The sequence below is a fragment of the Methylobacterium sp. 142-1Y genome, from assembly GCF_057747795.1.
Genome location: NZ_CM173224.1, coordinates 1,019,085 through 1,039,398, shown reverse-complemented (window position 1 = coordinate 1,039,398; position 20,314 = coordinate 1,019,085). Strand labels below are relative to the sequence as shown.

The following is a 20,314-nucleotide window of genomic DNA, read 5'->3' as shown; positions in this document are numbered from 1 at the left end:
TCGATCGTTTTCAGCCTCGTCTCGCGATCCGTCACAGTCCAACTCTATGCTCGGACGGAGAGGATCGGGCCACGACGCTCTGACAAACGCCGAGCCGGCGCCTCAGCGCCGATTCCCCTCCAGGAACGCCCCGATCCGCTCCAGCGCCCGCGCAATATTCTCCGCAGAATTGGCGTAGGACAGGCGCAGATACCCCTCGCCATGCACGCCGAAATCCGGCCCGCCGATCGTCGCGACGCCGGCTTCTTCCAGCAGCGCGGATGCCAGCGCCTTGGCCTTCCACCCGGTCTCGGAGATGTTCGGGAACGCGTAGAACGCGCCCTTCGGGGTGATGCAGGACACGCCCGGCAGGCGGTTCAGCCCCTCGACCACCAGGAGGCGGCGGCGGTCGAACTCGGCCATCATGGCGGCGACGCAATCCTGCGGCCCGTCCAGCGCCGCGATGCCGGCCCATTGCGTCGCGGCGTTGACGCAGGAGAACGAGTTCACCGCGAGCTTGCGGGCGGCATCGTAGAGCGGCGCCGGCCAGACCGACCAGCCGAGGCGCCAGCCGGTCATCGCGTAGGTCTTGGAGGCGCCGTCGAGGTAGATCAGTCGGTCGCGGATCTCCGGATAGGCGAGCAGCGTGTGGTGGCGCTCGCCGTCATAGGTCATCGTGCCGTAGATCTCGTCCGACATGATCGTCACGTCGGGATGCGCGGCGAGGCCGGCGACGAGCGTGTCGATCTCGGCCTTCGGGGTCACGCCCCCCGTGGGGTTGGCGGGAGAGTTCAGGATCAGCAGGCGGGTGCGCGGGGTGATGAGCGCGAGCGTCTCCTCGGCCGAGAAGGCGAAGCCGTTCGCCTCGCGGATCGGCACCGGCACCGGCGTGGCGCCGGTGAACTCGATCATCGAGCGGTAGATCGGGAAACCCGGATCCGGATACAGGATCTCGGCCCCCGGCTCGCCGAACATCAGGATCGCCATGAACATGGTGACCTTGCCGCCCGGCACGATCATCACGCTGTCGGGCGAGACCTGGACGCCGAGACGCCGGTCGAGGTCGCGGGACACCGCCTCGCGCAAGGGCAGGATGCCGGTCGCCGGGGTGTAGCCGTGATGCCCGTCCTGCAGGGCCTTCACCGCCGCCTCGACGACGTGGGGCGGGGTCGGCATGTCGGGCTGGCCGATGCCGAGATTGATCACGTCGCGGCCGGCCTGGGCGAGGGCGGTCGCGCGGGCGAGGACCGCGAAGGCGTTCTCCTCCCCGATGCGCGAGAAGGCGGGGACGATCACGGGCATGGCGGTCTCTCGTTTCCTCGAATGCGGTCGAGGCGGAGCATGCCCCGCCTTTAGCGGTCCCGCGGCCTTCTGGTGCCGTCGGGACGGTTCGATCAGCGCGACGAGTTCTTCTCGGCGAGCCGGCTGACGCCGAACGAGAGCGCGCCGCCCAGCACGATCAGGATGATGCCGGTCTTGATCGCGGCCCAGAGCAGCGAGCGCTCGATGCCCTCGTCGGTCAGCATGATGATCAGGCAGACGAGGACCGGGATCGACACCACGATGGCGATCGGCACCAGCGGGTTGGTCGTCTTCTCTTGGCTCATTGGGCGGCTCCCCCGAACGATCGAGCGGTATGGTTCAGCCGGCCTCATAGCACCGCTCGCCCGCCTTGCGACAGCGCCCGGACGATAAACTTATGGCTCGTCGGGGTCGCAGGCGGCGGAAGCCCGGGCATGCGCGCGGCGGTGTTGCCTTCCTGCACCGGCCGGGTCCATAGGTTCCCCGGAACGGTTCTCGACAAGAACGAATTCGGGAAGGACGACCCCGCCATGGCCCAGACGCCGCGCCCCCGCATCGACGCCAGCCGCCTGCGTTCGCGCCTCTGGTTCGACAACCCGGACAACCCGGGCATGACCGCGCTCTACCTCGAGCGCTACCTCAATTTCGGCCTGACCGTCGGCGAGCTGCGCGGCGGCAAGCCGCTGATCGGCATCGCCCAGACCGGCTCCGACCTGTCGCCCTGCAACCGCCATCACCTCGAACTGGCCAAGCGCGTGCGCGAGGGCATCACGGCGGCCGGCGGCGTGGCCTTCGAGTTCCCGTGCCACCCGATCCAGGAGACCGGCAAGCGGCCGACGGCGTCCCTCGACCGCAACCTCGCCTACCTGTCCCTCGTCGAGGTGCTGTACGGCTATCCCCTCGACGGCGTCGTTCTGCTCACCGGCTGCGACAAGACCATGCCGGCCTGCCTGATGGCGGCCGCCACCGTGAACATCCCGACGATCTCGCTCAATGTCGGGCCGATGCTGAACGGCTGGAGCCGCGGCGAGCGCACCGGCTCGGGCACCGTGGTGTGGAAGGCCCGCGAGCGCCACGCCGCCGGCGACATCGACTACCAGCAATTCCTCGACATCGTGGCCTCCTCGGCGCCCTCGACCGGGCATTGCAACACGATGGGCACCGCCTCGACCATGAACGCGCTGGCGGAAGCGCTCGGCATGGCGCTGCCGGGCTCGGCGGCGATCCCCGCGCCCTACCGCGAGCGCGGACAAGCCGCCTACGCCACCGGCCAGCGCATCGTCGACATGGTGTGGGAGGACCTGAAGCCCTCCGACATCCTCACCCGCGAGGCGTTCGAGAACGCGATCGTCGCCAACACCGCCATCGGCGGCTCGACCAACGCGCCGATCCACATCAACGCCATCGCCAAGCTGATCGGCGTGCCGCTCTCCTGCGACGACTGGGAGCGCGTCGGCTACGACATCCCGCTCCTGGTCAACATGCAGCCCGCCGGCCAGTATCTCGGTGAGGAATATTATCGCGCCGGCGGCCTGCCGGCGGTGATGTCGGAGCTGCTCGAGGCCGGCAAGCTCCACGCCGACGTGCTCACCTGCAACGGCAAGACCGTTGCCGAGAACTGCGCGGGCGCCCAGACCTGGGATCGCGACGTCATCAAGCCCTATGGCGAGCCAATGCGCGAGCGCGCCGGCTTCCTCAACCTCAAGGGCTCGCTGTTCGATTCCGCGATCATGAAGACCAGCGTGATCAGCCGTGAGTTCTACGACCGCTACCTCGCCAACCCGGACGATCCCTACGCCTTCGAGGGGCGTGTCGTGGTGTTCGACGGGCCGGAGGATTACCACCACCGCATCGACGATCCGGCGCTCGAGATCGACGAGCACACGGTGCTGATCATGCGGGGCGCCGGGCCGATCGGCTATCCGGGCGCGGCCGAGGTCGTGAACATGCAGCCCCCGGGCGAGCTGATCCGCAAGGGCGTACTGTCGCTGCCCTGCATCGGCGACGGGCGCCAGTCCGGTACCTCGGGCACGCCCTCGATCCTCAACGCCTCGCCGGAGGCGGCGGCCGGCGGCGGTCTGGCGCTGCTCCAGAACGGCGACCGGGTCCGGATCGACCTCAACAAGCGCACCGCCGACATCCTGCTCCCCGAGGAGGAGATCCAGCGGCGCCGCGACGACCTCAACGCCCGGGGCGGCTACCCCTACCCGGCGAGCCAGACCCCCTGGCAGGCGATCCAGCGCGCGATGGTGGACCAGCTCTCCGAGGGCATGATCCTCAAGGGCTCCGAGGCCTTCCAGCGCATCGCACAGACGCATGGGGTGCCGCGCGACAACCACTAGTGTCCTGGCACTGAAGTTCGGCAATGAACGAGGTTATGTGTCCGCGAGCTGCGCGGTTCGGAGGCAGAAGCGCTCGACCGAGGCGATGATCTGTTCGGCGGACTTGGTCCAACGAAACGGCTTGGGATCGGCGTTGTGCGCTTTCAGGAAGGCGTTGATCGCCTGCTCCAGGTCCTCGACGCTGCGATAGACGCCGCGCCGGATTTCACGCTCGGTCAGCAGGGCGAAGAAGCGTTCGATCTGATTGAGCCAGGAGGCGCTGGTGGGCGTGTGATGCACCTGCCAGCGCGGCCGGCGTGCCAGCCACTCCCGCACCTCGGGCGTGGTGTGGGTGGCGTAGTTGTCCATCACCAGATGCACGTCGAGATCGGTGGGCACGTTGGCCTCGATCGTGTCGAGGAAGGTGAGGAACTCGCTGGCGCGATGGCGCGGCTGGCACTGCCCGATCACCCGCCCGGTGGCGATGTCGAGCGCGGCGAACAGGGACGTCGTGCCATGGCGCTTGTAGTCGTGGGTGCGCCGCTCGACGTCGCCCGGCTGGAGCGGTACCACGGGCTGCGACCGATCGAGCGCCTGGATCTGGCTCTTCTCGTCGACACACAGCACGACGGCACGGGTCGGCGGATCGAGGTAGAGCCCGACGATATCACGGACCTTGCCGACGAAGTCGGGGTCGGTGGAGAGCTTGAAGGTCTTGGTGCGGTGCGGCTTGAGCCCGAAGGCGTGCCAGATGCGCTGGACGCTGGTGTGGGAGAGGCCGTGGCGTTTGGCGATCAGGCGCGAACTCCAGTGCGTGGCGCCCTCGGGCCTGCGTTCCAGGGTGTCGAGCACGAGGGCCTCGACCGCGTCATCGTCGATGCGACGGGGAGCGCCGCTGCGGGGTTGATCGTAGAGCCCCTCGACGCGGTCGCGCAGGAAGCGGTTGCGCCACTTGCTGACAGTCGCCGGATCGAGGGCGAGATCGGCCGCGATGGCTTTGTTGGAGGCGCCCTCGTCGGCCAGCAGCAGGATGCGGGCACGCGTGGCCAAGCCTTGCGCGGTCTTGCGACGCTCCGCCCATTTCTCCAGGGCGCCGCGCTCGGCCGGGCTCAGGTTGACCGCAGGCAGGGGACGAGGCATCGGTGCCCTCCGTGGCAGGATCCTCCCCTACAACGTTCGTCGCCGAACTTTAGTGCCAGGACACTAGAGCATTTTCCGACGAAGTGGAAACCGGTTCGTCGCAGACAATGCGGCAAAACAAGGACTTAGAGAGCTTCGCGATTGCAGCGCGATCGTGACGTGATCTGAAAGACCGCCGCCCCGGACCGCGGACGATTCGGGGCGGTACAGGGTCCCGGCTCATCCCGGGAGCCTGTTCGAGCGGTTGCGTCGATCGATCCAAATAGAAATTCGCGAGCCCAGGGTGGCATTTGCCACCCTTGGCTCGCGAAACAATTTCATCCGCTAGGGACCGCGAAGCCGGTGAACAACTAAATAGAAACTGGCTCTACGGGTTTGATTTCGCACGCAAATCCAAGGCGCTCGATCTGCCGCACGAGCGCCTTGGCGCGGATGGTCGGGGCCGCCTTGCGGCCGTGATCAGGCCCGGGATCGACGTAAGCCGTGCCGGCCTTGAGCATGTGATAGATCGCGGTCAACATCGAAGCGGCGACCGCGCAGATCGCCTTCTTGGGGCCGCGCCGGCCGCGCAAGCGCTGGAACTGCGCCCTGATGTAGCTCGCCTTCTTGCGCACTCCGGCCCAGGCGGCCTGCACCAAGGCCGTCTTGAGCCAGGGCGCGCCCTTGCGCAGCCGCGTCGAGCGCCGCTTGCCCGCGCTCTCGTCGTTCCTCGGGCACAGCCCGGCCCAGGAGATCAGATGGCCGGCGGTCGGGAAGCGGCTCATGTCGGGGCCGATCTCGGAGAGGATCACCTGCGCGGTGAGGTCACTGATGCCCGGGATCGTCACCAGCAGCTTCACCGCTTCCCGGAAAGGGCCGAGGTCGCGCTCCACCTGCGCGTCGATCTCCGCGATCGCTCGCCCCAACCCGTCGTACTGGCGTAGATGCACACCGAGCAGGAAACGGTGGTGATCCCCGATCCGGCCCGTGAGCGCGGCCCGGATCGCCTCGGGCGCCGCCTTCACCCGCGGGCTGACCAGCGCCTGCAGCCCAGCCGGATCGCGCTCGCCCTTGACCAGCGCGTCGAGCACGGCGCGACCGGACTGGCCCATGATGTCGGTGAGCACCGAGGCGAGCTTGAGGTTGGCCTCCTCGAGGGTCTTCTGGATGCGCTGGACGTGGCTGGCCTGCTCGCGGACCAGTTGCTTGCGGGTGCGCAGCAGGTCGCGCATCGCCTGGGTCTGAGCCTCGGGCACGAAGCTGGCGCGGATCAGGCCGTGGGCGAGCAGGTCGGAGAGCCAGACCGCGTCGGCGACGTCGGTCTTGCGGCCGGGCACGTTCTTGACATGGGCGGCATTGGCCAGGATCAGGGTGCGGCTGTCGGCGTCGAGGACCTGCCAGACCGGGCGCCAGTAGATGCCGGTCGCCTCCATGGCGACATGGGTGCAGGCGTGCTCGTCGAGCCAGGCGGAGAGGTCGAGCAGAGCGGGCGTGGTGGTGGCAAACGTACGCACCTCACGCTGAACCTCGCTGCTCTCGGCCAGACGGATGGCTGCGACGACGGTGTCCTTGTGAACATCGAGGGCGGCGCAGCGGGGGTAGAGGACCTTCATCACGATCTCCTTGCCGTCAGGCCGCCGGCGCAGGCTCCCGTGAGATCAAATCTAAATGACGCGCTCCGGGGCTGGCCCGAGGACCGGCCCGTGACGCAAGCGAGGGGACTGAAGAGGAGCCCGGATCCAACTGATACGCGGGGTCTGGCACACCAAAGACGAACCGATCTCTCCGCCGACGGCAAGTCCACTCTGCCATATGTTTCATCCGCAAGGGACCGCGAAGCCGGTGACGAACTGATACCAACTGTCGTTGAAAACGACCTTTGGTTCCGTTCTCGAATTTTCCGCCAAGCCCAAGATCCCGGACTTCTGGGCTTGGTGTCGAAAATTCGAGATGGGTCAATGGCCCCGTCGATCTCGGGCTCGCCCGAGATCGAAGCGATGCGTCAGCATCTTGGGCCGTTGGTTATGAGATCGGAATCGACCGATCCAAGAGCCTCTCGCGCTAAGAATTTCTTAACCACAAAAGCGCTCAAAATTCTCGACCATGCAGGTCACGGGCCACGAAAAAGCCGGGGCGCGAACCCCGGCCCGCCGTCGACGACCGATCGGGCGTGAAGCCCGGCTCAGCCGAGGTTCAGGCGGTCCACCTTCGTGCCCGCCCCGCGCAACGATTCCGGGATCGCCGCGAAATCGGCGTAACCCGCCTCGCGCGCCATCGCGTCGAGGGCCTGCTGCTCGTTCTCGGCGCCGCCGGTCCAGAGAATGGCGCCGGTCGCGGTCTGCCTGACCTGGAAGATGGCCATGAACACTGTCCTCCCACTGAAGACTGAGATCCTGGCCGTCAACGCGCGCCGCTCGGTGGAGGTTGCACGGCATCGAACGTTGCGGGAACACCCGAATCGGGTGTAGAGAATGAACGTTCATTCTCATGGCCTCCCCACGTGCCGCCTCAAGCCAGCCCTGCCCGCCTCGATTCGGCCGAGGGACGCCGCTCCCGCATCCTCGATGCGGCGGAGGCCTGCTTCGTCCGCCACGGCTTCCACCGCGCCACGATGCACGACGTGGCGGCGGAGGCCGGCATGAGCCCCGGCAACCTCTACCGCTACTTCCCGTCGAAGGACGCGATCGTCGCCGGCCTCGCCGAGCGCGACCGCGCCGCGGTGGCCGAGGATTTTTCGGGCATCGAGGCCGCCCCGGACCTGATGCAGGCCTTCGCTTCCCTGGCGCGGCGCCACCTCGCCGAGGCCCCGGCCGAGAAGGCGGTGCTCTGCCTGGAGATGTGGGCCGAGGCGACCCGCAACCCCGCCATGGCGGCGATCTGCCGGGACTTCGAGCGCGAGATCTCGGCGCGCCTCTCCGGCCTCTACCGCCGGGCGCAAGACCGTCTCGACCGACAAGACCGTCTCGACCGACAAGACCGTCTCGACCGACAAGATCGTCGCGACCCGCCGCTCCCCGGCGCCGACCCGGAGGCGCTCGCCCGCCTCGCCATGGTGATGGCCGACGGCATCATGGTCCGCCGCGCCCTCTCGCCCGATTTCGCCCCCGGCCCCGTCATCGACGCCATGCTGACCCTGATCGGCGCGGCGCTCGACGGCCGCTTCGACCCGACCGGCCCCGTCCCGACGGGGCCGTCCACTCCGGAACCCGCCCGATGATCCGCCTCCGTCGCCGCGCCGGCGTTCCGGCCGCCCTTCTCGCCGCTCTCGCCGCTGCACCCGCCATCGCCGCCGAGACCGCGCCCGCCGCCGGCCCCGTCGTCACCGCCGCGCCCGCGCCCGCCGTCACCGTCGCGGTGGCCGCCGAGCGCGAGATCGTCGAGCGCGCCGTCGTCACCGGCACCCTGGTGCCGCGCGACGAGATCCTGGTCTCGCCGGAGATCGAGGGCTGCCGCATCACCGAGCTGCTGGTGGAGGAGGGCGACCGGGTCGCCAAGGGCGCGGTGCTGGCCCGCCTCTCCCGCGAGATGATCGACACCCAGCTCGCCCAGAATGCCGCCGCGATCGCCCGCGCCGAGGGCGCGGTGGCGCAGGCGCGCAGCTCGATCGTGCAGGCCGAGGCCGCGCAGGTCGAGGCGAGCCTGTCGCTCGAGCGCGCCCAGAGCCTGATGAAGACCGGCAACGGCACCGCGGCGGTGCTGGAGCAGCGGGAATCCGCCGCCAAGGGCGCCGAGGGCCGGCTGTCGGCCGCCCGCAACGGGCTGACCATCGCGCAGGCCGACCTCGCCCAGGCGCGGGCGCAACGCAGCGAACTCGACCTGAAGCTCGCCCGCACCGAGATCCGCGCGCCGGAAGGCGGCATCGTCAGCCGCCGCACCGCCCGGGTCGGCGCCACTGCGAGCGCCTCCGCCGAGCCGCTGTTTCGCCTGATCGCCCGCGGCGAGATCGAGCTCGAGGGCGAGGTGCCGGAGACCGGGCTCGCGCGGCTGCGCGCCGGCGCCCCGGCGAGCCTCGACCTCGACACCACAGACGGGCCGGTCGCGGTCTCAGGGCGCGTCCGGGTCGTCTATCCGGAAGTCGACCGGGCGACCCGCCTCGGCAAGGTCCGCATCAAGCTCGAGGCCGATCCGCGCCTGCGCATCGGCGCCTTCGCCCGCGGCGCCGTCGAGGCGGCGCGGCGCACCGGCGTCGCGGTGCCGCTCGCCTCGGTGGTCTACGGCGCTTCGGGCCCGACCGTGCTGGTGGTCTCCGGCGAGCGGGTCGAGCTGCGCCCGATCCGCACCGGCCTCTCGGCCGGCGGCTTCATCGAGGTCCGCGACGGGGTCAAGGCCGGGGAGGCCGTGGTGGCCCGGGCCGGCAGCTTCCTGCGCGACGGCGACCGGGTGCGGCCGATCTATCCCGCGATGCCCGCGACCGCCGAGGCGGGGCGTCCTTGACGCCCCCATCCTGATTCGCCGGCGTCCCTGACACCTCTCGCTTCTCATTCCTGAACGGATCCGCGCGATGCGCCTGAACGTCTCCGCCTGGGCGATCCGCAAGCCGATCCCCTCGATCGTGCTCTTCCTGGTGCTCGGGCTGCTCGGCCTCGTGAGCTTCCGCAGCCTGCCGATCACCCGCTTCCCCAACATCGACATCCCGATCGTCTCGGTGACGGTGACCCAGGCCGGCGCCGCGCCGAGCGAATTGCAGACCCAGGTCACCAAATGGGTCGAGGACGCGGTGGCGGGGGTGAAGGGCGTCAAGCACATCATCTCGGCGATCACCGAGGGCACCTCGACCACGACGGTCGAGTTCCGCCTGGAGGTCAACACCGACCGCGCCGTCAACGACGTCAAGGACGCGATCGCCAAGATCCGGATGAACCTGCCGCGGACGATCGACGAGCCGATCATCTCGCGCGTCGAGATCGCCGGCCTGCCGATCATGGTCTACGGCGCCTCGGCGCCCGCGATGACGCCCGAGGACCTGTCCTGGTTCGTCGACGACGTGGTGGCGCGCCAGATCCAGGGCCTGCGCGGCGTCGGCGGCGTCGAGCGCCTAGGCGGCGTCGCCCGCGAGGTCCGGGTGACCTTGAAGCCCGACCGGCTGCTGGCGCTGGGCATCACCGCGGCCGACGTGAACCGGCAGTTGCGCCTGACCTCCGCCGACATGGCCGGCGGCCGGGCCGAGGTCGGCGGCCAGGAGCAGTCGATCCGGACGCTCGCCGCCTCCTCGACCCTCGACACCCTGGCGGCGACCTCGATCGTGCTGCCGGGCGGGCGCAAGGTCCGCCTCGACGACCTCGCGACCTTGACCGACGGGGCCGAGGAGCCCCGCACCTTCGCGCGCCTCAACGGCGAGCCGGTCGTCGCCTTCGCGATCTCGCGGGCGAGCGGCGCCAGCGACGCCTCGGTCGGCGAGGTGGTGGCGAAGAAGATCGAGGAGTTTGCCAAGGAGTATCCGGGCGTCCGCTTCGACCGGATCGATTCGTCGGTCACCAACACCATCGGCAACTACGAATCCGCCATGCACAGCCTGATGGAGGGCGCGGGGCTGGCGGTGCTGGTGGTGTTCCTGTTCCTGCGCGACTGGCGCGCGACGCTGATCGCCGCGGTGGCCCTGCCGCTCTCGGTCTTCCCGACCTTCTGGGCGATGAGCGCGATGGGCTTCTCGCTCAATGCGGTGAGCCTGCTCGCCATCACGCTGGTCACCGGCATCCTCGTCGACGACGCGATCGTCGAGATCGAGAACATCGTCCGCCACATGCGGCTCGGCAAGTCGCCCTACCGCGCGGCGATCGAGGGCGCCGACGAGATCGGCCTGGCGGTGATCGCCATCACCGCCACCCTGATCGCGATCTTCGCCCCCGTCTCGTTCATGGGCGGCATCGCCGGGCAGTACTTCAAGCAGTTCGGCCTCACTATCGCGGCGGCCGTGTTCATGTCGCTGCTGGTGGCCCGCCTCATCACCCCGATGATGGCGGCCTATTTCCTGCGCGACCACGGCCACCACGAGGAGCGCGAGGGCCCGGTGATGCGGGTCTACAACCGCGTCGTGCTGTGGTCGGTGCGGCACAAATACGTGACCCTGGTCGTCGGCCTCGCGCTGTTTGCCGCTTCCATCATGTCGACGAGCCTCCTGCCGGCGGGCTTCCTGCCCAAGGAGGATGCCGCCCGCACCCTGATGGTGGTCGAGCTGCCCCCGGGCGCGCGGCTGGAGGACACGATCGCCGTCACCGACCGGATCGCCCAGCGCATCCGTACCCTGCCGGAGGTCCGCTCGGTCTTCGTCGATGGCGGCCGCCAGTTGCCGGGTAAGAAGGAGGTGCGGCTTGCCACCTTCACCATCAACCTGACGCCGAAGAACGCCCGCGTGCGCAAGCAGGCCGACGTGGAAGCGGCGATCATGGACCTGATGCGCGACGAGCCGGACGTGCGCTACTGGTCCTTGCGCGAGGGCGGCCAGCGCGACTTCACCCTCATCGTCGCCGGCGGCGACACCGCCCAGGTGACCGACGTCGCCGAGAGGATGCAGCGCGAGGTCGCAGCCCTGCCGAACCTCGTCAACGTGATGTCGACCGCCCCCCTCGACCGGACCGAGGTGCGCATCCGCCCCAAACCCGGCGTCGCCGCCGATCTCGGCGTCTCGACCGACACCATCGCGGAGACGGTCCGCGTCGGCACGATCGGCGACATCGGCCAGAACCTCGCCAAGTTCAACGCCACCGACCGGCAGATCCCGATCCGGGTGCAATTGCCGATGGCCTTGCGCGGCGACCTCGCGGCGTTGGAGAGCCTGAAAGTGCCGGCGAAGAACGGCGCCTCCGTGCCGCTCGCGGCGGTGGCCGATATCAGCCTCGGCCGCGGGCCGACCGCGATCGACCGCTACGACCGGGCGGTGCGCGTGGCGCTGGAAGCGAACATGCAGGGCTCGGACGCGCTCGGCGAGCAGATCAAGCTCGCGATGAACACCCCCACCGCCCGCAACCTGCCGCCCGGCATCTCCTTGCGCCAGACCGGCGACGCCGAGGTGATGGGCGAGGTGTTCGAGGGTTTCGCCATGGCGATGGGCGCCGGCCTGATGATGGTGTTGGGCGTCCTGATCCTGCTCTTCGCCTCGTTCTTCCAGCCCCTCACCATCCTGTTCTCGCTGCCGCTCTCGATCGGCGGGGCGATCCTCGGCCTCCTGATCTTCAACCGGCCGATCTCGATGCCGGTGGTGATCGGCATCCTGATGCTGATGGGCGTGGTGACCAAGAACGCGATCATGCTGGTGGATTTCGCCGTCGAGGAGATGGCCCGCGGCGTCGACCGCGTCACCGCCATCACCCAGGCCGGCGCCAAGCGCGCCCGGCCGATCGTGATGACGACCATCGCCATGGCGGCCGGCATGGTGCCGAGCGCGATGGCCTTCGGCATCGGCGGCGAGTTCCGCTCGCCGATGGCGATCGCGGTGATCTCCGGCCTGATCGTCTCGACCCTGCTCTCCCTCGTCTTCGTGCCGGCGATCTTCCTCCTGATGGACGACCTGTCCCGCCTGACCGGCCGGCTGTTCGGGCGCTTCGTCGGCGCGGTGGACGAGCCGCCGGGGCACGAGGCGGCCCACAGGCCGGCTCCGGCGGAGTAGGGGAGCGATCGACAGCGGCGGGCGTGTCGTGGGACAAGATGGGTGTCTGCTCCGGGCCCTCTACGAGCCCGCCGGCTTCATGCCCCGTGGGGGCCGTTCACGGGTCATGCGGACGATCCGCTCAAGCGGCCTCATGGAGCGGCGCCTGTGAGACTCGACGGCCCGTCGATCTCGGGCTCACCCGAGACCGAATCGATGTGCCGGCATCCCGAACCGGCGGCAGGACGTGCAGCCTTGCCGTGCGGCGGTCTGCCTTGCAAGCAACGGCTCGGTCAAGCCGTACTCGTGATGGAGAATTTGTCATGAAACCGCGGCCGTTTCGTGCGTGTTGACCGGTCTCTGACCAAGAGGAAGAGGCCATGATCAAGCCGCTGATTTCCGCCGCCGTGTGCGCCGCCTGCCTGCTGTCGGTGACGCCAGTCTTCGCCGCCGAGAACACCATTCCGCAAGGCAGGCGGGATGAGATGTCGCAGAAATACACCGAGAATCAGATCAAGCAGCAGCACAAGGAGAACAAGGAGGCCAATCAAAACGTCGATCGGCTGATCACAAACCGGAAATAGACGCCCGATCGAGGCTCTTGCGGCGGCGCCTGGATGCCGGCATGGGGCATGTCCTCGGGTCAGGTCCTCGTCGAAGGTGCCGGCAGCGACCCGGACGGGATGAGGCCTGGTCGGGGGCATCGCGCCCGGGCGCGCAGGAGCGAAGCCGAAATCCGCATTGCGAAAGCGATACGACTGGATTGCCCGAAGCAACCACGAAGCAAACACCCGGATTTCGCATGAACCGATCGACGATCGGCCGATTCCGAAGGTGGGCTCCAGACTTCCCTGCGATCCCTGGAGCCCGCCTTCGAGGCTGCCGCCCGCGACGGCGCGTCGGGACGAGGCCGTGACGCGGGAAGCGTGAGCCAGGCGCTCGACCTCCGCCCGATTCAGGCTCTGCCGTGCGGTGCAGGCTCTCCTGACAGCGCGGAACCGTCCACCGGCTCGATCCCGCTCCGGTCGAGCCGCGCCAGCGCCTCCCTCACCGTCTCCCCGCCGATCGCCAGGTCCGGGGCGATCTCGGCGAGGGGCACCAGCACGAAGGCGCGCTCGCGCAGGAAACGGTGGGGCAGCACCAGCCGCTCGTCGCTGACCGTGGCGCCGGCATAATGCAGCACGTCGATGTCGATCACCCGCGGGCCCCAGCGGCGCTCCCGCACCCGGCCGATGCGGGTCTCGGCGGAGAGGCAGGCCTCCAGCAGGGCGTGGGGCGACAGCGTCGTCGCGATCCCGATCGCGGCATTGAGGAACCAGTCCTGGTCGGTATCGCCCCAGGGCGGCGTGCGGTAGTTGCGCGAGCGGGCCGTCACCGCGATGCCGGGCGTGGCGGCGATCGCCGCGATCGCCGCGTCGAGCATCGCGGCCTTGTCGCCGAGATTGCTGCCGAGTCCGAGAAACGCGTCAGGCACGCCGGATCCTCGTGATCTCGACGGCCACGTTGTCGAGCACCAGCGGCACCGGCGCGCCCGGCTTGTCGATCCGGACCGTCAGAGACTGGAGTGCCGGGAAGGCCTTGAGCGCCTCCTGGGCGATGGTCTCCGCCAGGGCCTCGATCAGCCGGAAGCGGCGCTCGGTGGCGATGCGGTGGGCGAGGCCCGCGAGGTCGGCATAGCTCACCGTGGCGCCGATCTCGTCGCTGCGCCCGGCCTCGCCGAGATCGAGGCGAGCTTCCAGCGAGAGGTAGAAGCGCTGGCCCAGCACCTCCTCCTCCGGCAGCACGCCGTGACGGGCGAAGACCGCGAGGCGGTGGATCAGGATGCGGTCCAAAGGGTCAGGCTCCGGCGCGGGAGGCGGGGCGCATGATCGCATCGACCACCTGGCAGGCCTCGACATGCGGGCGCACGTCGTGGACCCGCACGATGTCGGCCCCGAGCGACGCGGCGGCGACGTGGGCGGCGATCGAGCCGAACAGGCGGTCGGACGGCGCGGTGGCGGCGTTGTGGATGCGCCCGAGCACCGATTTGCGCGAGACGCCGACGAGGATGGGCAAGCCGAGCGACCTCAGTTCCGGCAGGCGCCGCAAGGCCTCCAGATGCTGTTCCCAGCTCTTGCCGAAGCCGATGCCGGGATCGAGCACGATGTCGCGCTCGGAGATGCCGGCCCGGCGTGCGATATCGAGCGAGCGCTCGAAGAAGGCCCGCATCTCGTCGACGATGTCGAGGCTCGGATCGACGGTCTCGCGGTTGTGCATCACCACCACCGGCGCGCCGTGATGGGCCGCGACCCGGGCGATCTCCGGCTCCCGCTGCAGGCCCCAGACGTCGTTGACGATGCGGGCGCCCGCCTTCAACGCGACCTCGGCGGTCGAGGCCTTGTAGGTGTCGATCGAGATCGGGACGGGGAGGGCGGGGGCAAGGGCCCGGATCGCCGGCAGCACCCGGGCCTGCTCCTCCTCGGCCGGCACGGGCTGATGGCCCGGCCTCGTCGATTCGCCGCCGATGTCGAGGAGGGCGGCGCCTTCCTCGACCAGGCGGGTCGCCTGCTCTCGCGCCGCATCGAGGTCCTGGAAGCGGCCGCCATCCGAGAACGAGTCGGGTGTGACGTTCAGGATGCCCATCACCAGGGTGCGGCGGCCGAGATCCGGCAGCAGGGCGGCGAGTGCAGACACGGGACGAGAATCCTCACGGGCGACCAGTCCGGGATAGGCCGGCGGGCGCCGGCGCGCAACGGTGCCCGAACTGATCACCATCCGGCGAGAGGACGCCCGAAACCGCGCTCGCTCAGGGACTTATCCTGGCATCGGGCGGCGGCGTCCTCTACATTGGTCGCAAGCGGCGAGAGGCCCGCATCCGGGAGAGCGTCATGAGAGTGTTGCCGGCCTTGATGATGGTGGCGGCTCTGGCCGGCCCGGCCGCGGCGCAGGACGACCGACCCGAGACCACCTGGCGCGAGCTGCGCCCCAGCGTCGTGGGCGAGCACCCGGTCGAGGACGGGGCCGGGCTGGTGAGCCTGGAGGCGCCCAAGCGCGCCGAGGACGCCGCCATCGTGCCGGTGACGCTCCATATCGCGATCCCTGAGGGCGATGCCCGCCGGGTGAAGAGCCTGACCCTGGTGGTGGACGAGAACCCCTCGCCGGTGGTCGGCACGATCCGGTTCGCGCAAGGGCAGCGCCATTTCGACCTCTCCACCCGCATCCGGGTGAATTCCTATTCCTACGTCCGCGCCATCGCCGAGACCGAGGATGGCGGCCTCTACATGACCAAGGTCTACGTCAAGGCGGCGGGCGGCTGCTCGGCGCCGGCGGTCAAGGACCCGGCCGAGGCCAAGGCCCATCTCGGCGAGATGCGCTTCCGCGCCTTCGCGGATCGCGGCGAGGCCCAGGTCCAGGTCCGCCACCCGAACTATTCCGGCCTGCAGATGGACCAGGTGACCCGGCTCTACACCCCGGCCTGGTTCGTCGAGTCCTTGAGCGTGCGCCAGGGCGAGACGCCGCTCTTCTCGATGAGCGGCGGCATCTCGATCAGCGAGGACCCGACCTTCCGCTTCACCTATACGGGCAATGCCGAGCCGGTGACGGTGGCGGCCAAGGACACCGAGGGGCGGGTGTTCACCCGGACCTTCCCGGCGGGCAATGGGACCTGACGGCGGACGCTCCAGCAGGGACGATGTTTCGCGATGCGGCTCGGCTATGTGATCCTGTACGTCCCCGACGTGGCGGGAAGCGTCGCGTTCTACGAGCGCGCCTTCGGGCTGGCGCCGCGCTTCGTCCACGAGAGCGGGCAATATGCCGAGATGGAGACCGGTGCGACGGCCCTGGCCTTCGCGGAGGAAAAGTTCGTCGCAGAGACCTGCCCGGGCTTCCGCCTCAACCGCCGCGCCGAGGCGCCTTCCGGCTTCGAGGTCGGCCTGATCGCCGAGGATGTCCCGGCCGCCTTCGCCCGGGCCGTCGCGGCCGGAGCGCTGCCGGTGGCGGAGCCGGTGACGAAGCCCTGGGGCCAGGTCGTCGCCTATGTGCGGGACGGGGATGGGGTGCTGGTGGAGTTGTGCAGCGCCATGGGCGGGTGACCCTCCTGCCGGAGGGCGCTCGCCGTCACACGGGGCGTCGTCGCGGCCGCAGATGCGTGCTCGCATAGAGCGCGCCGACCGGGCAGAGCAGACCGAAACGCGGCAGGATCGGTTCGTCGTCGGTGCCCGACACCACCTCCGCCAGGAGATAGGCGCGGTCGACGAAGCGGAGGCCGGGCACCGGATCATAATCGATCACTGCCACGTCCGGCTCCGGACGGTAGGCACCGGCAAACCCGAGACCTGCCAGCGCGGCAGGGCCGAGCCCGAGTTCGATCCCCACGCGCTGCACCGCCTCGCCGTCGGGATCGTGCCGCTCCAGGGCCTCGTTCAGCAGGCGTTCGAGGCGGATGGCGATCCGGTTGTGATCGATCGGCTGCGGCGTCATCATGACCGGCGTCCCATCGATCGGCTCCCAGCGCTCCTCGTCGGGCCGGCCGTCCTGGAAGGACCGGAACGCCGCCGGGGAGAGACGGCCCTGCATCGTCATACCCGTCTCCTCCTCCGCCTCCTCACGGCCCCGTCGGCCGCATCACCCCATCCGCGTCGCGGCGCAGAGGTGCGGGTTGCTGCGGCAGCGGCGCGCCCGGCACCGCATCGACGCTGACGCCGTGCGGCCAGCCCGCCGGCGCGATGGCGACGTAGCGGGCATAGCCGCCGGTGCCGCCTAGCGGCTTGGCGAAGCCGATGGCGATCAGGGCACCGGCCTCCGGCACCTGGTCGAGATTCGTCACCCCCTCGGCTTGGGCGAAGTTGTTGTGCATCAGCCAGGCCTCGCCTTCGAGGGTCGGCGTCGTGTCGGTGTCGAGCGGCTCGTGGCCGTGGAACAGGATCTTGCGCTCGAGATGCAGGAACTGCAGCGCCGCGAGGCTCACGCCGGGGAACGGCTTCTGCCGGAACCGCTCTCCTTCCGCCCAGCGCTTCGACCAGTCGGAGCGCACCATCACCACGGCCCCGGCCGGGATGCGGCCGTGCTTCTCTTCCCAGGCCGCGATGTCGGCGACCTGAAGGTGGTAGCCCTCATCGTGGGCGACCTTGGCCGAGATGTCGATCGCCGCGAGCGGCCGCAGGGTGTAGGTGGCCGGCAGGTCGCTGATCGTCGCGCCGCGCGGGTTCCAATGCGCCGGCGGGTCGAGCTGGGTGCCGTACTGGTCGGTCGGCAGCTCGTAGGCGGTGGCGACGAAACCGTGGGTCTCGTAGGTGAAGACGTCGCCTTGCCTGGCAAAGCCGTCGAGGGTGCGCCCGGCCCGGGCCGGCTTGAAGCGGGCGCCGGCAAAGCCCGGCCAGACCGGCTGCACCGGCGCGAAGGCGTGGGTGAGGTCGATATACTTCGCCGAGCGGAGTTTTTGGTCGTAGAGCGCCCACAGGGAGAGGTCGTCCGCCATGGCCGGCCTGGCGAGAAGTCCCGCCGCCAGCACCCATCCCATGAGCCGCTTCATCGCGCATCCCCGCCGATCGAGAGGCACCCAGAGTGCCGGCCCGCGGGCGGAGCCGCAACCGCCCCGGGCGCTCTCGCGCACGGGGGAGGCACGCCGTCAGTTCGCGCTCGGCCGGTAGCAGCGGATCTCCGCCTCGGCCTGGGCCCGGCGCAGCTCGGCGATCTTGTCGTCGAACATCTTGGTCGAGCGGAACTCGTTGGCGCGCTGGCCGATACCCTGGCGCATGCCCAAGATGGTCGAGGCCTGGACGTACTTGTCGTAGGGAAGGATCGCCGCGATGGCGTCGATCGAGCAGGCGCATTTCGTCAGCGCCTCGCGGGTCTGGCCGTTGGCCGCCATGCAGCCGAACACGTAATCGGCCCGCGCCTCGGTCGGGTAATCGTTGTCGTCGGCCCGCGCGGAGCCGAGGCCGGCCGCGACCAGCAGGCCGCCCGCGAGGAATCCCTGAACGAGAGCATCGCCCAATCGCGTTGCGATCGGACGCTGCTCTCGGTTGTTGTTTTTGCCGCATTGTCTGCGACGAACCGGTGTCCACTTCGTCGCAAAATGCTCAAGCATTCGGTTCATAGGTCAGCGTTTCCTGAAGCAGAATTCCGCCGTCGGGGCTCGTCGCCCGGGCGTCGATCGAGACGATCTGGCCGGCCACCTTCGGGGAGACCACGAAGGTGTAGGTCAGGCTGTCGAAGCCGCGCAGGCGGTCGCGCACCGGATCGTCGACGAAGGGCCGCGCCACGACGCGCCAGCCCGGCTCCGTCCTGCCGTCGACCTCGACCTCGGTCGGAGTCACGGTCGCATTCTCCCGCAACGCGCGCCGGATGCCGTTCTTGATGTAGCGCGGATTGCCCTTGAGCACCTTGGCGAGGTCGTCGAGGTGATGCTCGAGGAAGCGCACCATCACGGGGTTGCCCGGGATGTCCTCGTAGGTCGCGGTCGGCATCCGGCGCTCGCCGGAGAACATCTCGACCTTGAGATTGCGGTTCTCCGCGCTCGCGCCCGGCGCCACCTCCTCGCGGATGCGGTCCTCGACCGGGGGGCCGAACGGCGCGCCGTCGATGCCGCTGAAGCGGGTGTAGCGGTAGCTGAGCACCTGGCCCGGCCGGGTATTGGCGAGCTGGTTGGTCTCGAACAGCAGGGTGGTGGCGTTCGGCGGCGTGGCTTGAGCGGGGGCAGCTTGGACCGGGGCGGCAGCTTGGACCGGGATAGCTTGGACCGGAATAGCTTGGGCTGGCGTGCTTTGCGGCGGCGTGGTCGGGGAGGGCGTGTCTTGCGCGAGAGCCCGGCCGCCGAGGAGGGCGGACAGAAGACCAACCAGGACGAGACGGCTCACACGGGTGCTCCCTCGGGCACAGCGGCGCGGGGTGCGCCGCCGATGGTGCGGTACTGGTAGTCGGGCGCGGTTTCCAGCGCCGATTCGGCGATCGCCAGGGCCTGGACCTTGCCGTGGAGCGGCGACAGCGAGCAGGCCGGATCGGTCGCCGCGGCATCGCCCGCCAGCGCCAGGGCCTGGCAGCGGCAGCCGCCCCAATCCTTCTCGCGCCGGTCGCAGGAGCGGCAGGGCTCCTTCATCCACTCGGTGCCGCGATAGGCCCGGAAGGCCGGCGAGTCGGCCCAGATCTCCGCCAGCGAACGATCCTGGACGTGCCAGAAGTCGAGGCCGGGAATCGTCTCGGCGGCGTGGCAGGGCAGCACCTTGCCGGTCGGCGTGACGTTTATCAGCCGCCTTCCCCAGCCGCCGGCGCAGGCCTTGGGGTACTTGGCGTAGTAATCCGGCACGACGAGGTCGATGACGAGCTGACCTTTGAGGCGCTCGCGCGCCTCCTCGACGGTGCGGATCGAGCGGTCGACATCGGCCTTCGCCGGCATCAGGGCGGCGCGGTTGACGTAGGCCCAGCCGTAATACTGGGTGTGGGCCACCTCCAGGCGCTTGGCGCCGAGACGGACCGCGAGATCGATCAGCGCCGGCACCTCGGCGATGTTGCCGCGGTGGATCACGGCGTTCAGCGTCAGCGGCAGGCCGAGCGCCGTCACCCGCTCGGCGAAGGCGAATTTCTGCGGTTGCGCGTTCTTGAGGCCGCCGATGCGCTCGGCATTGGCCGCCTCGACCGCCTGGACCGAGAGCTGCACGTGGTCGAGCCCGGCCTCGGAGAGCGCGTCGAGCTTGTCGAGCGCGCCGGCCACCCCGGAGGTGATCAGGTTCGAGTAGAGCCCGAGTTCGGCGCAGGCGCGGGTGATGTCGACGATGTCCTGCCGCGCCGTCGGCTCGCCGCCGGAGAGGTGGACGTGGAGCACGCCCAACGCCGCCGCCTCGCGGAGCACCCGCTGCCAGGTCGCCGTGTCGAGCTCGGCCGAGCGCCGGTCGAGTTCGAGCGGGTTCGAGCAATAGGGGCAGCGCAGCGGGCAGCGATGCGTCAGCTCGGCGAGGAGCCCGATCGGGGCCGGCAGAGTGGGCGTGACGGCGTTCATGACTGTCCCTCCCGGGGCTCTAAGCAGGCCTGGCGATGC

General features: G+C 69.6%; 20 protein-coding genes. 7 read left to right on the top strand and 13 right to left on the bottom strand.

Features of this window, described 5'->3' with window-relative positions; translation table 11 throughout:
- Positions 1 to 102: 102 nt before the first annotated feature.
- Complete coding sequence (locus AC3AOF_RS04905) at positions 103 to 1,281, bottom strand: pyridoxal phosphate-dependent aminotransferase (RefSeq protein ID WP_236991841.1); 1,179 nt, start codon at positions 1,279 to 1,281, stop codon at positions 103 to 105.
- A gap of 92 nt (positions 1,282 to 1,373) precedes the next feature.
- Positions 1,374 to 1,586: a hypothetical protein gene (locus AC3AOF_RS04900; protein WP_236991842.1), complete on the bottom strand. Its 213-nt coding sequence runs from the start codon at positions 1,584 to 1,586 to the stop codon at positions 1,374 to 1,376.
- A gap of 225 nt (positions 1,587 to 1,811) precedes the next feature.
- Between AC3AOF_RS04900 and AC3AOF_RS04895 the strand changes: the two genes are divergently transcribed.
- Complete coding sequence (locus tag AC3AOF_RS04895; RefSeq protein ID WP_488347832.1) at positions 1,812 to 3,623, top strand: IlvD/Edd family dehydratase; 1,812 nt, start codon at positions 1,812 to 1,814, stop codon at positions 3,621 to 3,623.
- A 33-nt stretch (positions 3,624 to 3,656) separates the two neighbouring features.
- Here the strand turns inward: AC3AOF_RS04895 and AC3AOF_RS04890 are convergent, their stop codons facing one another.
- The 3 genes from AC3AOF_RS04890 to AC3AOF_RS04880 all read right to left on the bottom strand — a co-directional run bounded on the left by AC3AOF_RS04890 (position 3,657) and on the right by AC3AOF_RS04880 (position 7,083).
- Positions 3,657 to 4,742: an IS630 family transposase gene (locus AC3AOF_RS04890; RefSeq protein ID WP_488347419.1), complete on the bottom strand. Its 1,086-nt coding sequence runs from the start codon at positions 4,740 to 4,742 to the stop codon at positions 3,657 to 3,659.
- Between the two features lie 350 nt (positions 4,743 to 5,092).
- Complete coding sequence (locus AC3AOF_RS04885) at positions 5,093 to 6,334, bottom strand: IS110 family RNA-guided transposase (RefSeq protein ID WP_236987776.1); 1,242 nt, start codon at positions 6,332 to 6,334, stop codon at positions 5,093 to 5,095.
- Positions 6,335 to 6,903: 569 nt separating this feature from the next.
- Complete coding sequence (locus AC3AOF_RS04880; RefSeq protein ID WP_236991843.1) at positions 6,904 to 7,083, bottom strand: hypothetical protein; 180 nt, start codon at positions 7,081 to 7,083, stop codon at positions 6,904 to 6,906.
- A 138-nt stretch (positions 7,084 to 7,221) separates the two neighbouring features.
- Between AC3AOF_RS04880 and AC3AOF_RS04875 the strand changes: the two genes are divergently transcribed.
- From AC3AOF_RS04875 to AC3AOF_RS04860, 4 genes are all read left to right on the top strand, one after another.
- Entirely contained in the window at positions 7,222 to 7,938 is a 717-nt protein-coding gene (locus AC3AOF_RS04875) for a TetR/AcrR family transcriptional regulator (protein WP_488347831.1), read from the top strand.
- Positions 7,935 to 9,155: an efflux RND transporter periplasmic adaptor subunit gene (locus AC3AOF_RS04870; RefSeq protein WP_488347830.1), complete on the top strand. Its 1,221-nt coding sequence runs from the start codon at positions 7,935 to 7,937 to the stop codon at positions 9,153 to 9,155. The genes AC3AOF_RS04875 and AC3AOF_RS04870 overlap by 4 nt, the downstream gene beginning before the upstream one ends.
- 67 nt (positions 9,156 to 9,222) lie before the next feature.
- On the top strand, positions 9,223 to 12,324 hold the full coding sequence (locus tag AC3AOF_RS04865) for an efflux RND transporter permease subunit (protein ID WP_488347829.1): 3,102 nt from the start codon (positions 9,223 to 9,225) through the stop codon (positions 12,322 to 12,324).
- A gap of 359 nt (positions 12,325 to 12,683) precedes the next feature.
- Positions 12,684 to 12,887, top strand: coding sequence for a hypothetical protein (locus AC3AOF_RS04860; protein WP_236991847.1), 204 nt, complete (start codon positions 12,684 to 12,686; stop codon positions 12,885 to 12,887).
- Between the two features lie 371 nt (positions 12,888 to 13,258).
- Here the strand turns inward: AC3AOF_RS04860 and folK are convergent, their stop codons facing one another.
- Genes folK through folP form a run of 3 tightly spaced genes read right to left on the bottom strand, consistent with a single transcriptional unit; the run spans position 13,259 to position 14,925 of the window.
- Positions 13,259 to 13,777: a 2-amino-4-hydroxy-6-hydroxymethyldihydropteridine diphosphokinase gene (folK, locus tag AC3AOF_RS04855; RefSeq protein WP_488347828.1), complete on the bottom strand. Its 519-nt coding sequence runs from the start codon at positions 13,775 to 13,777 to the stop codon at positions 13,259 to 13,261.
- Positions 13,770 to 14,135, bottom strand: a complete 366-nt coding sequence (folB, locus tag AC3AOF_RS04850; RefSeq protein WP_488347827.1) for a dihydroneopterin aldolase — start codon at positions 14,133 to 14,135, stop codon at positions 13,770 to 13,772. The genes folK and folB overlap by 8 nt, the downstream gene beginning before the upstream one ends.
- Positions 14,136 to 14,139: 4 nt before the next feature.
- Positions 14,140 to 14,925 carry a dihydropteroate synthase gene (gene folP / locus AC3AOF_RS04845; protein WP_236992886.1) on the bottom strand — a complete coding sequence of 262 codons (786 nt, stop codon included), beginning with the start codon at positions 14,923 to 14,925 and terminating at the stop codon, positions 14,140 to 14,142.
- A 245-nt stretch (positions 14,926 to 15,170) separates the two neighbouring features.
- On the opposite strand from folP, the gene AC3AOF_RS04840 reads away from it, so the two are divergent.
- Positions 15,171 to 15,950, top strand: coding sequence for a quinoprotein dehydrogenase-associated SoxYZ-like carrier (locus AC3AOF_RS04840; RefSeq protein ID WP_488347826.1), 780 nt, complete (start codon positions 15,171 to 15,173; stop codon positions 15,948 to 15,950).
- A gap of 33 nt (positions 15,951 to 15,983) precedes the next feature.
- Complete coding sequence (locus AC3AOF_RS04835) at positions 15,984 to 16,373, top strand: VOC family protein (protein ID WP_236991851.1); 390 nt, start codon at positions 15,984 to 15,986, stop codon at positions 16,371 to 16,373.
- A 25-nt stretch (positions 16,374 to 16,398) separates the two neighbouring features.
- On the opposite strand, the gene AC3AOF_RS04830 is transcribed toward AC3AOF_RS04835, so the two are convergent.
- The 5 genes from AC3AOF_RS04830 to pqqE all read right to left on the bottom strand — a co-directional run bounded on the left by AC3AOF_RS04830 (position 16,399) and on the right by pqqE (position 20,275).
- A complete protein-coding gene (locus AC3AOF_RS04830; protein WP_488347825.1) occupies positions 16,399 to 16,863 on the bottom strand; it encodes a Uma2 family endonuclease in 465 nt (154 codons plus the stop codon).
- 22 nt (positions 16,864 to 16,885) lie between these two features.
- The gene (locus AC3AOF_RS04825; RefSeq protein ID WP_488347824.1) at positions 16,886 to 17,812 is read right to left on the bottom strand and encodes a cyclase family protein; all 927 of its coding nucleotides are present in this window, start codon (positions 17,810 to 17,812) and stop codon (positions 16,886 to 16,888) included.
- 96 nt (positions 17,813 to 17,908) lie between these two features.
- Positions 17,909 to 18,238, bottom strand: a complete 330-nt coding sequence (locus tag AC3AOF_RS04820) for a hypothetical protein (RefSeq protein ID WP_236992887.1) — start codon at positions 18,236 to 18,238, stop codon at positions 17,909 to 17,911.
- A gap of 124 nt (positions 18,239 to 18,362) precedes the next feature.
- Positions 18,363 to 19,139 (bottom strand): hypothetical protein, encoded by a 777-nt coding sequence (locus AC3AOF_RS04815; protein WP_488347823.1) that lies wholly within the window; start codon positions 19,137 to 19,139, stop codon positions 18,363 to 18,365.
- On the bottom strand, positions 19,136 to 20,275 hold the full coding sequence (pqqE, locus tag AC3AOF_RS04810) for a pyrroloquinoline quinone biosynthesis protein PqqE (protein ID WP_488347822.1): 1,140 nt from the start codon (positions 20,273 to 20,275) through the stop codon (positions 19,136 to 19,138). Before pqqE ends, AC3AOF_RS04815 begins: the two co-directional genes overlap by 4 nt.
- Positions 20,276 to 20,314 lie beyond the last annotated feature (39 nt).

Bases quoted from the DNA above. Each gene is read 5' to 3' on its own strand.
- AC3AOF_RS04905 (WP_236991841.1), bottom strand. From the start codon at position 1,281: ATGCCCGTGATCGTCCCCGCCTTCTCGCGCATCGGGGAGGAGAACGCC.
- AC3AOF_RS04900 (WP_236991842.1), bottom strand. From the start codon at position 1,586: ATGAGCCAAGAGAAGACGACCAACCCGCTGGTGCCGATCGCCATCGTG.
- AC3AOF_RS04895 (WP_488347832.1), top strand. From the start codon at position 1,812: ATGGCCCAGACGCCGCGCCCCCGCATCGACGCCAGCCGCCTGCGTTCG.
- AC3AOF_RS04890 (WP_488347419.1), bottom strand. From the start codon at position 4,742: ATGCCTCGTCCCCTGCCTGCGGTCAACCTGAGCCCGGCCGAGCGCGGC.
- AC3AOF_RS04885 (WP_236987776.1), bottom strand. From the start codon at position 6,334: ATGAAGGTCCTCTACCCCCGCTGCGCCGCCCTCGATGTTCACAAGGAC.
- AC3AOF_RS04880 (WP_236991843.1), bottom strand. From the start codon at position 7,083: ATGGCCATCTTCCAGGTCAGGCAGACCGCGACCGGCGCCATTCTCTGG.
- AC3AOF_RS04870 (WP_488347830.1), top strand. From the start codon at position 7,935: ATGATCCGCCTCCGTCGCCGCGCCGGCGTTCCGGCCGCCCTTCTCGCC.
- AC3AOF_RS04865 (WP_488347829.1), top strand. From the start codon at position 9,223: ATGCGCCTGAACGTCTCCGCCTGGGCGATCCGCAAGCCGATCCCCTCG.
- AC3AOF_RS04860 (WP_236991847.1), top strand. From the start codon at position 12,684: ATGATCAAGCCGCTGATTTCCGCCGCCGTGTGCGCCGCCTGCCTGCTG.
- folP (WP_236992886.1), bottom strand. From the start codon at position 14,925: ATGGGCATCCTGAACGTCACACCCGACTCGTTCTCGGATGGCGGCCGC.
- AC3AOF_RS04840 (WP_488347826.1), top strand. From the start codon at position 15,171: ATGAGAGTGTTGCCGGCCTTGATGATGGTGGCGGCTCTGGCCGGCCCG.
- AC3AOF_RS04835 (WP_236991851.1), top strand. From the start codon at position 15,984: ATGCGGCTCGGCTATGTGATCCTGTACGTCCCCGACGTGGCGGGAAGC.
- AC3AOF_RS04830 (WP_488347825.1), bottom strand. From the start codon at position 16,863: ATGACGATGCAGGGCCGTCTCTCCCCGGCGGCGTTCCGGTCCTTCCAG.
- AC3AOF_RS04825 (WP_488347824.1), bottom strand. From the start codon at position 17,812: ATGAAGCGGCTCATGGGATGGGTGCTGGCGGCGGGACTTCTCGCCAGG.
- pqqE (WP_488347822.1), bottom strand. From the start codon at position 20,275: ATGAACGCCGTCACGCCCACTCTGCCGGCCCCGATCGGGCTCCTCGCC.